This window comes from Marinovum sedimenti (assembly GCF_054052205.1).
This window is the reverse complement of record NZ_CM133223.1, coordinates 1,874,223-1,888,710: the sequence shown is the minus strand read 5'-3', so window position 1 is coordinate 1,888,710 and position 14,488 is coordinate 1,874,223. Positions and strand designations below refer to the sequence as shown.

Sequence of the window (14,488 nt, the reverse complement as noted above, 5' to 3'; positions counted from 1 at the left end):
TGTTTCCGCATGGTGCTGCACCAATCCACGATTTTAAGTCAAAATAAGCGTCACACTGGGTATGTTAGCGATAACATCTAAGTCACGCTCGTACAACTCGGTCAAAACATCGATATAATTAGCATTCCACCCAGGAATGTCGAGAATTTCCTCGACGGCGTCCTCGATGGCATATTTGTCGAGAAAGGCGATCATCACCCGGCGCTTTTGCGGCTCGGGCAGGTCAGGATGGGTTCTGAGGTAGTCGCGAAACCGCCGCATGCCCTCATCGGTGATGATCTTGGACAAGAGGTCAAACGAGCCGCTGATCTTGGTGCCAGACACCAGACCGGCCATGGCGCGCAGGATTTCGCCCCAGATCAGGGGGGTGTCTTCGTTGCACCACAGGGTGATCGGCATGTCGGGCAGGGCGGTCGCGATGCGGGTGATCAGCTCGGACCAGCGCAGCAGGGCGGGATCGTTGCCGTTCAGGAAGGCGTCAAAGCTGGTGTGCGGGGTTTGGGCATACACCGCTGGCAGCCAGGTGGCGGGATTGCGGATGCCAAGGAAAAGCTCGATCTGGTCGCCGTCAAACAGGCGCGTGGCGTTCAACAGCCGTTCTTCGGCGCGGGGATACATGCGCCCGGCGCCAAGGGCAATCTTGGGCACACAGAACAGATGTTCGTGGCTCAGGATGAGACGGCCGATTTCCTCGGGGTCGTCGCTGAGCATGGCCTCAAGCAGAATATCGCGCGCCTCGGGGGCCGGATCGGCGGTGGTGAGGGCGTTCAGGCTGCCGCTGAGCAACTGGCGATAGCGGCTCGGACCGGGGACAGCCACGCCGCGCGCGCGCAGAGAGTCGGCGTTGCGCAACAGGCCATGCAACAGCTTGTTGTCGTCGGTGGCATGAGCGCCCGCGTGGAGAATGACCTTCATATGTTCCGCACCAGTTGCGCATTGCGCGGCACTATACCCCTAGAAGCAGAGATGAAAAGGCGAAACGCGGCTTGTTGCCTTACGTTTGGTCAAACGCCGAGATACCGCTCGGTTGTGGCGGTGTCGAGCGCGTCGAATGCGCCGTGCCAGACGGTGCTGCCTTTCTCGATGATCACCGCCGCATCGGCCACGCCCGAGAGTTCGCGGATGGATTTGTCGATCACCATAATGGCCAGCCCGGTGTCGGCCTTGAGGCGGGCGATGGCGGCCCAGATTTCCTGGCGCACCACCGGGGCCAGCCCTTCGGTGGCCTCATCAAGGATCAATAGGCGGGGGTTGGTCATCAGGGCGCGACCGATGGCCAGCATCTGCTGTTCACCCCCGGAGAGCGAGGCGGCTTTTTGGTCGCGGCGCTCGGCCAACCGGGGGAAAAGCTGGGCGACGGCGTTGAAATCCCACGGGCCGGGGCGGGCGGCGGCGATCAGGTTTTCCGCGACGGTGAGGCTGGCAAAGCAGCGCCGCCCCTCGGGCACGAGGCCGATGCCGAGTTGCGCGACCTTGTGCGGCGGCAGTCCGGCGAGGTTTTGACCGGCGAACTGCGCGGTGCCGCCGCGCGCCCGCAGAAGGCGGCAGATCACCTTGACCGTGGTCGATTTGCCCATGCCATTGCGCCCCATCAGCGCCAGAACCTGGCCCTCTTCAAGCTGGAGATTGACGTCAAATAGCGCTTGGCTGGCGCCGTAAAAGGCTTTGATTTCAGACAGGTGCAACAGGCTCATGCCGCGCTCTCTTCGCCCAGATAGGCGCGGCGCACCTCGGGGTCCTTGCGAATTTCGGCGACGGTGCCGGTGGCGATGATGCGGCCATAGACCAGCACGCTGATCCGGTCGGCGAGGGAAAACACCGCGTCCATGTCATGTTCGACCAGCAGGATTGGCGCTGTGTGGCGCAGGCGGTCGAGGAAACCCATCAACTGGGCGGAGCCTTCGGCGCCGAGGCCCGCCATCGGCTCGTCCATCAGAAAGATGCGCGGCGCGAGGGTGAGCGCGACGGCGACCTCAAGCTGGCGGCGCTGGCCATGCGAAAGCTCGGCGGTGCGGTGGGTTTGGACATCGGCCAGTCCGACCTCTTCGAGCGCGGCGCGGGCGCGGGCGAGCAAAGCGGCGTCTTGCATCACCGGGCGGAAAAAGCGGAACACGCCGCCGCGCGCGCCAAGGGCGCCAAGCACGGCGTTTTGCAGCACGGTGTATTCCATCGCCAGCGCCGAAATCTGGAAGGTGCGGCCCATGCCGCGCTGGGCGCGGGCGGCGGTGGAAAGCGCGGTGACATCCGCACCGTTGAACAGCACTTGGCCGCTGTCGGGGCGCAGTCCGCCGGCGATCTGTTTGATCAGGGTGGATTTGCCCGCGCCGTTTGGCCCGATCAAGGCGTGGATCTCGCCGGGGCGCAGATCGAGGTGGATGTTATCGCTGGCTTTCAGCGCGCCAAAGCTTTTGGAGATGCCGCGCACGTCAAGAATGGCCTCAGTCATGTGCCACCTCGCGGCCCGCGATCAGCCCGTACAGCCCGCCACGCGCAAACAGTACCACCCCGAGCAGGATGGCCCCGAGATAGATGTGCCAATAGGCGGACAGCCCGCCAAGCAAGTGTTCGAGCAGGATAAACAGCACCGCGCCCGCAACTGGCCCAAAGATGCGTCCGACGCCGCCGAGAATGACAAAGACCATGATCTCGCCCGAGGTCTGCCATGAGAACATCGTTGGGCTTACGAAACGGTTAAGATCGGCAAACAAGGCCCCCGCCAGCCCGGTGATTGCGCCCGAAATCACGAAGGCGACAAGGTAGAGGCGGTTGGGGGTTTGGCCCACGGCTTGTACGCGGTCTTCGTTCTGCCGTGCGGCTCCGAGGGCCAGCCCAAAGGCCGAGCGCGCGGCGCGGTGGACGAGGAACAGCACGGCCAGCAAGAGCGCGAAACAGAGGCCGAAGAACTGCACCGGGTCCATCGTGTTGAGGCCGGGAAAGCCGTTGCGGACATAGATCGACAGCCCGTCTTCGCCGCCATAGGCCGCCCAGGAGATGGTGAAATAATAGAGCATTTGCGCGAAAGCGAGGGTGATCATGATGAAATAGACGCCACTGGTGCGCAGGCTGAGTGCGCCGATCGCCAGCGCCAAAAGCGCGGACAACACGATGGCGAGCAGCCAGATCAGCGGCATCGCATCGCTGCCTTCGATGACGAACGGCCATTCGATCAGCGGCGTGTAGCTTTGCGCATGTGAGGCCAGAACGCCCATGACATAGCCGCCCAGCCCGAAAAATGCGGCGTGGCCAAAGCTGACCAAACCACCGAAACCGAGGGCAAAGTTCAGGCCGATTCCGGCGATGGCAAAGATCACCGCGCGGGTGGTGAGGGTGATCAGGAACGGCTCGTCAACCACATAGGCCCAGAGGACGAAACCGAGGATGAGCACCAGAAGCGCGGTGTTGAGGAGGGTTTCGCGTTTCATCTTATACGCTCCCGAACAGGCCACGAGGCCGGAAAATCAACACCCCGGCCATCAGGATGTAGATCGACATCGAGGCCAGGGAGGCCCCGACCGAGCGCGCCGTGGCCGGGTCGAACACCAGCGCAAAGGCTTCGGGCAAGAGGAACCGGCCCAGCGTTTCGGTCAGGCCGACCAGAAGTGCGCCGACAAAGGCACCTTTGATCGAGCCGATACCGCCGATCACGATCACCACGAAGGCGAGGATCAGCACCGGCTCGCCCATGCCGACCTGCACCGATTGGATCGTGCCGACCAGCGCTCCGGCGAACCCGGCCAGCGCTGCGCCGAGGGCAAAAACAAAGGTGTAGAGCTGCGAAATATTGACGCCAAGCGCTGCGATCATCTCGCGGTCATTCTCGCCGGCGCGGATGCGGATGCCAACGCGGGTGCGGGCGATCATCCAGAACAGCCCCGCCGCAACCGCCAGCCCAACACCGATGATACAGAGGCGATAGAGCGAATATTCGATGCCAAAGGGCAGCATCACCGTGCCCGACAGCCAGTCGGGTTTGTCGAGGAACAGCGGGAAGGAGCCGAACAGCCAACGGGTGCCCTCGGAAAAGATCAGGATCAGCGCAAAGGTCGCCAGCACCTGATCAAGGTGGTCGCGCCCGTATAGCCTTCGGATCACCAGCACCTCGATCAAGACACCGGCGAAGGCGGCGCATATCAGGCTTGCGACGAGGGCGAGCAGGAACGACCCGGTGGCCTGTGCCGCCGCCGCCGCCGCAAAGGCACCGATCATATAGAGCGATCCGTGGGCGAGATTGATCAGCCCCATGACGCCAAACACCAGCGTCAGCCCGGCCGCCATGAGAAACAGCATGACGCCGAATTGCAGGCCGTTGAGGGTCTGCTCGATTAAGAGAATGAGGGACATGGGGACAGCGGCCTGATCTGCGCCCGGCCCTGTGTGTGGGGGCCGGGCGCGTTTTGTTTACATCTTGCAGGCGTCAAGGAAGGCGTTGTCACGGTCTTCCAGCGCGGTGCCGATGATCTTGTTGGTATAGACGTCACCCTCTTTGATCACCTCGCGGACATAGATGTCCTGGATCGGGTGATTGTTGGACGCAAACGCGAAATCGCCGCGTGTGCTGTCGAAATCGGCCTCTTTCAGCGCGGTGCGGAAGGCATCCATGTCTGAAATGTCGGCCTTTTCCATCGCGGAAATCATCAGGTTGGCGGTGTCAAAGCCTTGGCTGGCATAAAGCGAGGGCAGGCGGCCATATTCGGCCTGAAAGGTCTCGACGAAAGCCGTGTTGGTGGCGTTGTCGAGGTCTTTGCTCCACTGGCTGGTGTTTTTCACACCAAGCGCCGCGTCACCGACCGCTTGCAGAATGCCTTGGTCAAAGCTGAACGCCGGGCCGACCACGGGCAGATCAACGCCGCTGTCGGCGTATTGCTTGAGGAAGGAAATCCCCATGCCGCCGGGCAGGAAAAAGAACACCGAGTCCGCACCGCTGGCGCGGATTTGCGCGATTTCGGCGGCGTAATCGGTTTGGCCGAGCTTGGTATAAATCTCGCCCGCCAGATCGCCCTTGAAGAAGCGTTTGTAACCCGCGAGCGCATCCTGACCGGCCGGATAATTGGGCGCGAGGATAAAGCTGTTGGCGTGGCCGGCGTCGTTGGCATAGGCCCCGGCGGCCTCGTGCAGGTTGTCATTCTGCCATGCAACGTTGAAGTAGTTCGGGCTGCATCCCTTGCCGGCGAGCGCGGAGGGGCCAGCGTTGGGCGAGAGGTAGATCTTGCCCTGCGCCACGGCACCCGGCACCACCGCCATCGCGAGGTTGGACCAGATGATACCGGTCAGGATGTCGACCTTTTCGGACTGGATCATCTTGTCCGACAGTTGCACCGCCACGTCCGGTTTGCGCTGGTCGTCTTCGATCACCACGTCGATATCGTCGCGGCCCGATTGTTTGACCGCGAGCATAAAGCCATCGCGCACGTCGATGCCAAGCCCGGCCCCGCCGCCCGATAGCGTGGTGATCATGCCCACCTTGAGGCCCTCGGCCCAGGTTGCGGTGGCCGCCGTGGCCAGCGCGGTGGCCAGAATGATCGGTTTGAGGTTCATGGTAATCCCTCCCAAGGATGTTCCGCTTTTTGTTATGGTTTGATTGTTAACGCCCTTTCGACCCCGCCAATAGGGCCGTTTGGCAAAAAACACAGTGCGTTGAGGTTTGTCTGGCAAAGCGCGTGAAACTTGCGCGAGGGCGGCAGAATTGAGCAGAGCGGAGGCCGGGCAGGGGCCAAAACGCCGTCGTGTGCGGCGGCTGGCTGTCAGAGGCCCTCGGGACCGCTCGCGCCGTTCGCGTTCAGGCGCAGTGGCTCTGTACACACGCAGCACACTTCGGCGTCCTGCGCGCCCGCGCTGATGTAGGCGTGGCCCATGGTGCTGTCGAGATAGATGCTCTCGCCACGTTGCAGGGTGATCGGGGCGTAGAATTCGCTGTGCACTTCGACAACACCTTCTAATACAATCAGAAATTCCTCGCCGCCGTGACGTTCCAGCGGGCCGAATTCCTTGAGGTCAGAGGCTTTTATGCGCGCGTGGATCGGCACCATACGCTTGTTGGTCAGCTCGGCGCAGAGATAGCGGTATTCGTAATTCTGCGTATCAATCACGATCCCGTCGCCGGCGCGAGCGGGCAGGAAACGGCTGTTGGGCGGGCTTTTGTCGCCCTCGATCTGTTCCTCTCCGATCAACTGGCCAATCGACAGTTCAAGCCCGTTGGCCAGCCTCAGCACCTTGTCGAGCGTTGGTGACAGCGCGCCATTTTCGATCTTGGAGATGGTCGAGACCGCCACACCAGACAGAGACGCCAGCGCGGTGAGGGTGAGTTGGCGGGACTTGCGAAGCTGGCGAAGCCTCGCGCCGAGCGCGTGAGCAGTGGTCATGGGGAACGGTCCCTTTGGCTGTGAAGGGCACCGTACACGCGGCTTATCAGAAAGGGAAATATTTTCGTATGTGAAAATTTTTGTTGCTAATTGAATAAAAGCGGATAGCGTTTGGGGGGTGGAATCGACGCCCGGGGGCCTCAGCTTGCAACAGACAGTGGATACAGCGGATGTGGTTATCATCGGCGCGGGCATTGCCGGGGCTTCGCTGGCGGCGGGTCTGGCGCAGACGATGCGGGTGATCCTTCTCGAGATGGAGAGCCAGCCCGGATATCACACCACGGGCCGGTCGGCGGCGGTGTTTGCCCCGAACTATGGACCCCTCGGTGTGCGTGCGTTGACGCGGGCCTCGCGGCGGTTTTTCGACCTGCCGCCTGAGGGCTTTACCGCGACGCCGCTGTTGCATCCCCGACATATCCTGATGATTGCCCGCGACGACCAGATCGATGCGCTTCAGGCGCTTTATGACGAGGCCGCCGCCGTCAGCCCGGTGGAAAAGCTCGAGGCCGAGGCGTTGCAGACGCATCAACCGCTGTTGCGCGCGGGCTATGCCACGGCGGGCATGCTTGACCGGGGCGGGCAAGACATCGACGTGGCCGGGTTGCACCAAGGTTTTCTGCGTCAGTTCAAGGCAAGTGGCGGGGTTTTGATCACCAAGGCTGCGGTAGAGACGCTGACCCGCGACGGCGCGGAGTGGGTGGTTGAGTCCCGGCAGGGCCGGTTCACCGCGCCCCTTGTGGCCAATGCTGCCGGGGCTTGGGCGAATGAGGTCGGTGCGATGGCCGGGGCGGAGAACATCAACCTTGTGCCCAAGCGCCGCACCGCGATGGTGGTGGCCGAGCCCGAAGGCTTTGCCCACCGCGACGGGCCGATCACCATCGACATCGACGAGAATTTCTATCTCAAGCCGGATGCCGGTCGCCTGCTGATCTCGCCCGCAGACGAAACGCCCTGTGCGCCCAGTGATGTGCAGCCGGACGAGATGGATGTGGCGATTTGTGCGGATCGGATCATGACGGCCTTTGCGCTCGACATCCGCCGGATCGAAAACAAGTGGGCCGGGCTGCGCAGCTTTGTTGCGGACAAAGAGCCGGTGATCGGCTTTTCAAAAACCGCGCCCGGGTTCTTTTGGATGGCGGGGCAGGGCGGCTATGGCATCCAGTCCGCGCCCGCCGCCGGGGCCCTGGCCACCGCATTGGTGCAGAACCTGCCGGTGCCTGACCATATTGCCGCCGCCGGTTTCGATCTGGCGCAGGTGGCACCCGACCGGGCGGGTTTGCAATGATCTGGGTGGTGCCTTTGGTCGCTGCAGTCCTGCTTGGGTCGGGTCTGGCGCTGGCCTATGTGATCGGCGGCGCGGCGGTGCTGGCCTTCGTGATTTCCGACAACACGCGCTATCTTGCTGTGCTGCCGCAAAAGGTGTTTTCGCAGATCTCAGTCTTTTCGCTGCTGGCGATGCCGCTGTTCATTCTTGCAGGCGAGTTGATGAACCGGGGCGGGGTCACGAAATCGCTTATCGACCTGTCCATGGCGCTGATCGGGCGCCTGCGCGGCGGGTTGGGCCATGTGAACATCATGACGTCGGTGTTCTTTGCAGGGATCTCAGGGTCGGCGGTGGCAGACGCGGCTGCACTGTCAAATACGCTGGTGCCGGCGATGCGAGAGCGGGGCTATAGCGCCGAATATGCCGGGGCGATCACGGCGGCCTCGTCGATCATCGGGCCGATTGTGCCGCCTTCGATCATCCTGATCTTCTACGGTGCCTTGATGCAAACCTCGGTCGCCGCGCTGTTTGTGGCGGGCATTTTGCCGGGGCTGGTGCTTGCGGGGGCCTTGTTCCTTGTCAACGGGTTTTACGCCTGGCGTGATGACCATCCGCGCGTGGAAAAGGGCGATGCTCCGGCTTTGCTTCCGGCGGTGCTGACGGCGTTGCCCGCGCTGTGCCTGCCGGTCATCATCGTGGGCGGCATTGTGCTGGGGTGGATGACGCCAACCGAAGCCGCCGCCGTTGCAGTATTGGCCGCCGTTGTGGCAGCGCTGTTCTATTCGCCGCTGACCCGCACCGATATCTGGGAGAGCTTTTCGCGCACCGCAATTCTGTCGGGGTCGATCTTGATGATCCTTTGCGCGGTTGCCGCCTTTGGCCATCTCGCGGCGCTGGAGCGTATTCCGCAGGCGATCGCCGGGCTGGTTGAGCAGATGGGTCTGGGGCCTGTCGGCTTTCTGCTGCTGATGAACCTGATCTTTATCGTCGCGGGCATGGTGATGGATGTCCCGGTGGCGCTGGCCTTGCTGGTGCCCTTGCTGGCGCCGGTGGCGCTCGCGAATGGGGCCGATCCTGTGCATCTGGGCATCGTGATCTGTTTCAACCTTTGCATCGGGCTGGTGTCACCGCCGTTGGGCGGCTGCCTGCTTATCGTCTCGACTGTGACGGGGGTGAATTATTGGAAGCTGGCCCGCGCGGTCATGCCCTTTGTCTTTGCCGAGATCATCGTCCTGGGGATCCTCGTCTTTACCCCGGAAATCAGCCTTTGGCTGCCTCGCACCTTGGGGCTGTGGAAGTAACGCTAGAAAAACACATCAGGGAAGGAAACAAGATGAAACTGACACATACATTTGCGATCTCCGCTTTGGCGATGGCCGTTGCACTGCCGGCTGCGGCCGAGGTCAAGATTGCCCTCGACAGCCCGCCGGATCTGGAGAAATCCGGCACCTATGTGTGGGCGCATACCTTCGGCAACTACCTGAACGAACACGGCATTGAGGCCGCAGAATACGAGCGCAATTCGCTGGGCGAAGAGGCAGAACGGCTTGATCAGGTCAGCCAGGGGCTGCTTGAAGTGTCGATGTCAGACGCCAAGTCCGCAGGCACGCTCGATGGCACCGTATCGGGCGCGTCGATGCCGTATTTCTTTGACGACCTCGATCAATTGGACATGGCGCTGGACAAGGGCAGCATGTTGGCGCGGATCAACGCGGGCACAACCCCCAAGGGCGTTCGCGTGCTTGACCTGGTCATGACCGGCACGGCGACCGGCATTTTCACCACCGAGGTGCCGATCCGCAAGTTCGAAGACATGCAGAGCGTGCGGATGCGCGCGCTGGATGAAGTGCAGATCAACACCTTTGAGCAGTGGGGCTCCAAGGGCACCATCGTGTCATGGTCCGAAGTGCCCAACGCGCTGCAGACCGGCGTGGCAGGCGGCTATATCAATCCGGCCTTCGTGCCGCTGACCTATGGCCACACCGCCTTTATCAAGTATTTCACCAACGCCGAGATGAGCCCCTCGGTGCGCGTCGCGATTGCGTCGGAGGACTGGTATCAGGGCCTGTCTGACGCAGATCGCGAGATCGTTGAACAGGCGGTGAAAGCCGCCCATGACGCAAACCGCAAGCTGGTTTCGGACGATTCTGCCGTTCTCAAACAGCTTGAGGAGGCCGGGATCGAGGTGATCGAATTGACCGCCGAAGAGCGCGAGAAGTTCCGCGCGGCCAGCCAGCCGATCTATGAGGCCACGGACATGCCCGAAGGCGCGCTTGCGGCGTGGAATACTGCGGTCGGGCGTTAAGGCATGCGGGCGGTGGCGCAACTGCTTGAGCGGCTCTCTGCCGCTCTGAACCGGATGGCATTGGTGGGGGCGGCTTTTGCCGTCGCCCTGATGCTTGCTGCGGCCGGTTGGCAGGTCATCGCCCGCTATCTGCTGAACCAGCCGCCGATCTGGACCGAGGAACTGGCGCGGTTTTCGATGGTCTGGGGCGGGTTGCTGGGGGCCTCTTGCGCCTTTCGCAACAGGCTTGATCCAACGCTGTTTCCCGACGCGCTTGCCGCGACGGGGCTGCGGGGTTTGGCGTTTACCTTGGTGCGCGCCTTTGGGGTGTGTTGTTTCGCGCTGCCGATCCTGTGGTTCAGCTTTCTTGGCCCGGGTGCCAATCCGGCGCGCGGCTATCTTGCGCGGCTTGCCGGGCGCCAGACCGAGACGATGGACCTGCCGATGGTGGTGTTTGGCATCGCAATCCCGCTGGCGTTCACCCTGATCCTGCTGCACGTGATCGCAGATGTGGCGAAGGCGCTGGCCCAAATGGAGGACGCAAAATGAAGCTTTTCATGGCCTCATTGGCGACCGAGACCAACTCATTTTCCCCCATTCCCACCGGCTGGAGCGGCTTTCAGGAGCATCTGTACAGCAAATCCGCATCCCGTGGCGAAGCGGGGCTTTATGCTGCTGCGGTCACTGTTTGGCGCCGCCGGGCCGAAGCGCTTGGATGGGAGGTGGTGGAGGGGCTGTCGACCTATGCGCAGCCCGCTGGCCCGACCGTGCGCGCGGTGTATGAGGCGATGCGCGACGATATTCTTGACGATCTGCGCGCGGTGCTTCCCGTGGATGTGGTGCTGATGTCGATGCATGGCGCGATGATCGCGCAGGGCTATGACGATTGCGAAGGGGACATGATGGCCCGCATCCGCGAGATTGCCGGGCCGGAGGCGAAAATCGGGCTGGAGCTTGATCCGCATTGTCACCTGACGGAGGTGATGCTGGAGAACGCCACCGCCATCATCTGTTACAAGGAATACCCCCATGTCGATGTGGGGCCGCGTGCCGACGAGCTTTTTACGCTTTGTGCCGAGGCCGCAGCGGGGCGGATTACACCGGTCATGGCCGATTATGACTGCCGCATGATGGCGATGTATCACACGCCTTTCGAACCCGTGCGCAGCTATGTCGACCGCCTGTCCGCGATGGAGGGCACGGATGGCGTGCTGTCCGTTTCGCTGATCCATGGCTTTCCGTGGGGGGACCATCCGCGCAGTGGCACACGCATATTGGTCGTCACGGATAACGATGCCGACCTTGCGCTGGCCCGCGCAAAGGCGCTTGGCGGCGATCTTTGGGAGATGCGCCACAGCTTGCGAACCTTCCCAAGCATGGAGGACGGGCTTGACCGGGCCGGCGCATCCGAGGGCGCGCCGATTGTGCTGGCGGATTTTGCTGACAACGCGGGCGGGGGGGCTCCGTCGGATTCGACCTTTGTTCTTAGAGCGGCGCTTGAGCGTGGGCTGAAGGACATTGCGATAGGCACCTTTTGGGATCCGGTTCTTGTGGGCATGTGTATGGATGCGGGGATCGGGGCAGAGATGGACATCCGGCTTGGCGGCAAGATCGGCCCGATGTCTGGCGACCCGGTTGACCTTCGGGTTAGGGTGCGGGGGATTGCGCGCGACGCGGTGCAGCACCTCGGGACGGCGGCGATGAAGATGGGCGATTGTGTCTGGCTCGAAAGCGCTGGCCTGCATGTCATCGTGAACACCAAGCGCACCCAGACCTTTCATCCCGAAGCTTTCGAGACCCTCGGACTTAAGTTGAACCGGATGAAATATGTCGTGGTGAAATCCTCGCAGCATTTCTACGATGGTTTCGCGCCGATCGCGGCGGAGGTCATTCACCTTGGCACACCCGGTGCGATCACCCCCGATTTCACCATCATCCCCTACACCAAACGAGACGCAAATTTCTGGCCCAAGACGCAAACCCCATTCGGCTGAGGAGACGCCACAGTGACCGAGGCTTATGACATCATTCTGCGCGGCGGCCGCGTTATGGACCCGGAAACGGGCTTTGACCAGACGTGCGACGTGGCCATCGCAGGGGGCGTGATTGCAAAGATCGGCGCCATCACAGGCCGGGCCACGCGCGAGATTGACGCCAGCGGATTGATCGTGGCACCGGGGTTTCTTGATCTGCACGCTCACGGCCAATCGGTGGCGGCGGACCGAATGCAGGCCTTTGACGGGGTGACCACCACGCTTGAGCTTGAGGTGGGCGCGCTGCCGGTGGCCGGCTGGTACGACCGGCAGGCCAGTATTCCGCGCGCGTTGAACTATGGCACGGCGGCGGCGTGGATTTTTGCCCGCAAAGTGGTTCTGGGCGCGATTGAGCTTGATCCTGCGGTCCACCCGATTGACCAGATGGGGGCCGGAGCCGATGATATGCGCTGGTCGAACGAGGCGGCAGACCCGGCGCAGACCCGCGCCATCGTGGCCCATGTGCGGCAGGGGCTGGACGACGGGGCGATCGGGATTGGCCTGCCCAACGGCTATGCCCCCGGTGCCGGGGTCAAAGAGATGAGCGAGATCTGCGATCTGGCCTTTGAGTACGGGACGCCGACCTATACCCACATCGCGTATCTCAGCAACATTGACCCGCAAAGTTCGGTCGACAGTTATGTGCGGCTGATTGGGCTTGCGGGGGCAACCGGTGCGCATATGCACATTTGCCATCTGAATTCGACCTCGCTGATGGACATCGAGCGGGTGACAGAGCTGGTGGCCAAGGCGCAGAAACAGGGGTTGCCGGTCACCACCGAAGCCTACCCCTATGGCACTGGCGCCACGGTGGTGAGCGCGGGGTTCTTTATGGATCCGGATTTCACCAAACGCACCGGCAGCGCCTATTCGAATGTGGAACTGATCCGCAACCACCATCGTTTCACTGACCGCGATGACGTTGTACGCGCGCGTGATGCTGCGCCGACCGATCTGGTGATGTGGCATTTTCTTGATGTGGAGGTGAACGACGCGCATCGCCGTCTGCTGGATCTGTCTGTCACCTATCCCGGCGGCTCGATCGCGTCGGATGCCATGCCGTGGATAAACGAAGATGGCACGATTTATGAGGGGCTCGATTGGCCCCTGCCAGAGGGGCTTTCGGCGCACCCCCGGTCCTCTGGGACGTTCACCCGATTTCTGCGCGACTATGTCCGGGAACGTAATGTGATGGCGCTGATGGAGGGGCTGGCGAAATGCACGATCCTGCCGGCGCGGGTCATTGAAAGCTGCGCGCCGCTAATTCGCAAAAAGGCACGGGTGCAGGAAGGATGTGACGCGGATCTGGTGGTTTTTGATCTCGACACACTGACCGACCGGGCCGATTTTACCGCGATGAACCGCGCCTCGGAAGGGGTGCGGTATCTGTTGGTGAACGGTGTGCCGGTGATTGAGGGCGGTACGCTTGATACGGCCGCGGCACCCGGCCGCCCGATCCGCCGTGCGCTGGCATGAGCGTCCCGGTTCTGTTGGTCACCGGGTTTTTGGGGGCGGGAAAAACCAGTTTTATCAATCGGCTCCTGCATGAGGATCACGGTTTGCGCATTGCCGCCATCGTCAACGACTTTGGCGCAATCAATATTGATGCGGCGCTTCTGGACGGGGCCGCAGACGGGGTGATCGGCCTTCGCAACGGATGTATTTGTTGTTCGCTGCAGGGTGATCTTTTGCGGACGCTGAAGATCGTGCTGGGCCAGACCCCCGTGCCCGAACTTATCGTGATTGAGGCCAGCGGCGTCGCAGATCCTGCCGGAATAGCGCAGTCTTTGGCCGATCCGGTGCTTTGGTCGCAGGTGCGGCTGGAAACCATCGCCTGCGTGATCGACGCGCCGGATGTTCCGGTTCGTGCCAAGGATCCGCTGTGGAAGGCCCAGGTGGCCGGGTCCGACATTCTATGTTTGGCCAAGACGGCGGGGATGCGTGACGCCGACCTCTCCGCTGTTCGCGATAGCCTGTCTGCCTTGGGAAAACGTCACCTTTTCGACCTTGCCGAAGCCTTCCCTCTGGCCGCGGTGGTCCATCCCGAACCGCGGAAGCGCGCGCAATTGGGCACGCCGCTGCAGGATGACCGGTTCGTGCATCTCGAATGGCAGCACAGAGAGCGGATCGATTTGCTTCGCTTCCAGCGCACCATGTCCGCGCTTGCGCCCAGTGTCATGCGCGCAAAGGGTTTTGTCTGTGTGGATGAAGGGCAGTTGCTGTTTCAAATGGCCGGCACCCGCGCCACGCTGTCGCGCGTGCCGAACGGTTTGGGGGCCGCCGAGCAGGGATGCCAACTGGTGTTGATCGGAGAGCGTGGCCGGTTTCAGCCGGATGTCGCCAAGCGGCAGCTTGACGGGCTGCGATAAAGGGTACGGGGCTGGCGAAGGGCAAATGCTGTGTCCAGTGGGCGGGGCTGGCGTCTTTATAAGCCTGTTTCGCGCCGGTCCTCGCACTATTGCACCGAGATCGACGAGCGGGCTGCTGCTTTCCTAAACAGGCCGCTGGCGGGAAAATTGGCTTGCCACTGGCGTGACGCGCAATGCGC

14 protein-coding genes are annotated in these 14,488 nt (G+C 62.3%); 7 read left to right on the top strand and 7 right to left on the bottom strand.

The window, feature by feature from the left end; all coding sequences use genetic code 11:
* Positions 1-33 precede the first annotated feature (33 nt).
* The 7 genes from ACW9UO_RS09125 to ACW9UO_RS09095 form a co-directional block, all read right to left on the bottom strand.
* Positions 34-915, bottom strand: a complete 882-nt coding sequence (locus ACW9UO_RS09125; RefSeq protein ID WP_457085510.1) for a hypothetical protein — start codon at positions 913-915, stop codon at positions 34-36.
* An 89-nt stretch (positions 916-1,004) separates the two neighbouring features.
* Positions 1,005-1,694: an ABC transporter ATP-binding protein gene (locus ACW9UO_RS09120; RefSeq protein ID WP_457085509.1), complete on the bottom strand. Its 690-nt coding sequence runs from the start codon at positions 1,692-1,694 to the stop codon at positions 1,005-1,007.
* Complete coding sequence (locus ACW9UO_RS09115; protein ID WP_457085508.1) at positions 1,691-2,446, bottom strand: ABC transporter ATP-binding protein; 756 nt, start codon at positions 2,444-2,446, stop codon at positions 1,691-1,693. Before ACW9UO_RS09115 ends, ACW9UO_RS09120 begins: the two co-directional genes overlap by 4 nt.
* Positions 2,439-3,422 (bottom strand): branched-chain amino acid ABC transporter permease, encoded by a 984-nt coding sequence (locus tag ACW9UO_RS09110; protein WP_457085507.1) that lies wholly within the window; start codon positions 3,420-3,422, stop codon positions 2,439-2,441. Before ACW9UO_RS09110 ends, ACW9UO_RS09115 begins: the two co-directional genes overlap by 8 nt.
* Before the next feature lies 1 nt (position 3,423).
* Positions 3,424-4,341: a branched-chain amino acid ABC transporter permease gene (locus tag ACW9UO_RS09105; protein WP_457085506.1), complete on the bottom strand. Its 918-nt coding sequence runs from the start codon at positions 4,339-4,341 to the stop codon at positions 3,424-3,426.
* A gap of 57 nt (positions 4,342-4,398) precedes the next feature.
* Positions 4,399-5,535 (bottom strand): ABC transporter substrate-binding protein, encoded by a 1,137-nt coding sequence (locus tag ACW9UO_RS09100; RefSeq protein WP_457085505.1) that lies wholly within the window; start codon positions 5,533-5,535, stop codon positions 4,399-4,401.
* A 206-nt stretch (positions 5,536-5,741) separates the two neighbouring features.
* Positions 5,742-6,359, bottom strand: a complete 618-nt coding sequence (locus ACW9UO_RS09095) for a helix-turn-helix domain-containing protein (RefSeq protein WP_457085504.1) — start codon at positions 6,357-6,359, stop codon at positions 5,742-5,744.
* A gap of 145 nt (positions 6,360-6,504) precedes the next feature.
* On the opposite strand from ACW9UO_RS09095, the gene ACW9UO_RS09090 reads away from it, so the two are divergent.
* The 7 genes from ACW9UO_RS09090 to ACW9UO_RS09060 are packed head-to-tail and all read left to right on the top strand — an operon-like array spanning position 6,505 to position 14,309.
* A complete protein-coding gene (locus tag ACW9UO_RS09090; RefSeq protein ID WP_457085503.1) occupies positions 6,505-7,644 on the top strand; it encodes an NAD(P)/FAD-dependent oxidoreductase in 1,140 nt (379 codons plus the stop codon).
* Positions 7,641-8,924 (top strand): TRAP transporter large permease, encoded by a 1,284-nt coding sequence (locus tag ACW9UO_RS09085; protein ID WP_457085502.1) that lies wholly within the window; start codon positions 7,641-7,643, stop codon positions 8,922-8,924. Before ACW9UO_RS09090 ends, ACW9UO_RS09085 begins: the two co-directional genes overlap by 4 nt.
* A gap of 32 nt (positions 8,925-8,956) precedes the next feature.
* Positions 8,957-9,928: a TRAP transporter substrate-binding protein gene (locus tag ACW9UO_RS09080; RefSeq protein WP_457085501.1), complete on the top strand. Its 972-nt coding sequence runs from the start codon at positions 8,957-8,959 to the stop codon at positions 9,926-9,928.
* Positions 9,929-9,931: 3 nt separating this feature from the next.
* Positions 9,932-10,456, top strand: a complete 525-nt coding sequence (locus ACW9UO_RS09075) for a TRAP transporter small permease (RefSeq protein ID WP_457085500.1) — start codon at positions 9,932-9,934, stop codon at positions 10,454-10,456.
* Positions 10,453-11,901, top strand: a complete 1,449-nt coding sequence (locus tag ACW9UO_RS09070) for a M81 family metallopeptidase (protein ID WP_457085499.1) — start codon at positions 10,453-10,455, stop codon at positions 11,899-11,901. The genes ACW9UO_RS09075 and ACW9UO_RS09070 overlap by 4 nt, the downstream gene beginning before the upstream one ends.
* Positions 11,902-11,913: 12 nt before the next feature.
* Positions 11,914-13,416, top strand: coding sequence for an amidohydrolase family protein (locus ACW9UO_RS09065; RefSeq protein ID WP_457085498.1), 1,503 nt, complete (start codon positions 11,914-11,916; stop codon positions 13,414-13,416).
* A complete protein-coding gene (locus ACW9UO_RS09060; protein ID WP_457085497.1) occupies positions 13,413-14,309 on the top strand; it encodes a CobW family GTP-binding protein in 897 nt (298 codons plus the stop codon). The genes ACW9UO_RS09065 and ACW9UO_RS09060 overlap by 4 nt, the downstream gene beginning before the upstream one ends.
* Positions 14,310-14,488: the final 179 nt, after the last annotated feature.

Coding starts and splice junctions, on each gene's coding strand:
- ACW9UO_RS09125 (WP_457085510.1), bottom strand. CDS start 915: ATGAAGGTCATTCTCCACGCGGGCGCTCATGCCACCGACGACAACAAG.
- ACW9UO_RS09120 (WP_457085509.1), bottom strand. CDS start 1,694: ATGAGCCTGTTGCACCTGTCTGAAATCAAAGCCTTTTACGGCGCCAGC.
- ACW9UO_RS09115 (WP_457085508.1), bottom strand. CDS start 2,446: ATGACTGAGGCCATTCTTGACGTGCGCGGCATCTCCAAAAGCTTTGGC.
- ACW9UO_RS09110 (WP_457085507.1), bottom strand. CDS start 3,422: ATGAAACGCGAAACCCTCCTCAACACCGCGCTTCTGGTGCTCATCCTC.
- ACW9UO_RS09105 (WP_457085506.1), bottom strand. CDS start 4,341: ATGTCCCTCATTCTCTTAATCGAGCAGACCCTCAACGGCCTGCAATTC.
- ACW9UO_RS09100 (WP_457085505.1), bottom strand. CDS start 5,535: ATGAACCTCAAACCGATCATTCTGGCCACCGCGCTGGCCACGGCGGCC.
- ACW9UO_RS09095 (WP_457085504.1), bottom strand. CDS start 6,359: ATGACCACTGCTCACGCGCTCGGCGCGAGGCTTCGCCAGCTTCGCAAG.
- ACW9UO_RS09085 (WP_457085502.1), top strand. CDS start 7,641: ATGATCTGGGTGGTGCCTTTGGTCGCTGCAGTCCTGCTTGGGTCGGGT.
- ACW9UO_RS09080 (WP_457085501.1), top strand. CDS start 8,957: ATGAAACTGACACATACATTTGCGATCTCCGCTTTGGCGATGGCCGTT.
- ACW9UO_RS09075 (WP_457085500.1), top strand. CDS start 9,932: ATGCGGGCGGTGGCGCAACTGCTTGAGCGGCTCTCTGCCGCTCTGAAC.
- ACW9UO_RS09070 (WP_457085499.1), top strand. CDS start 10,453: ATGAAGCTTTTCATGGCCTCATTGGCGACCGAGACCAACTCATTTTCC.
- ACW9UO_RS09060 (WP_457085497.1), top strand. CDS start 13,413: ATGAGCGTCCCGGTTCTGTTGGTCACCGGGTTTTTGGGGGCGGGAAAA.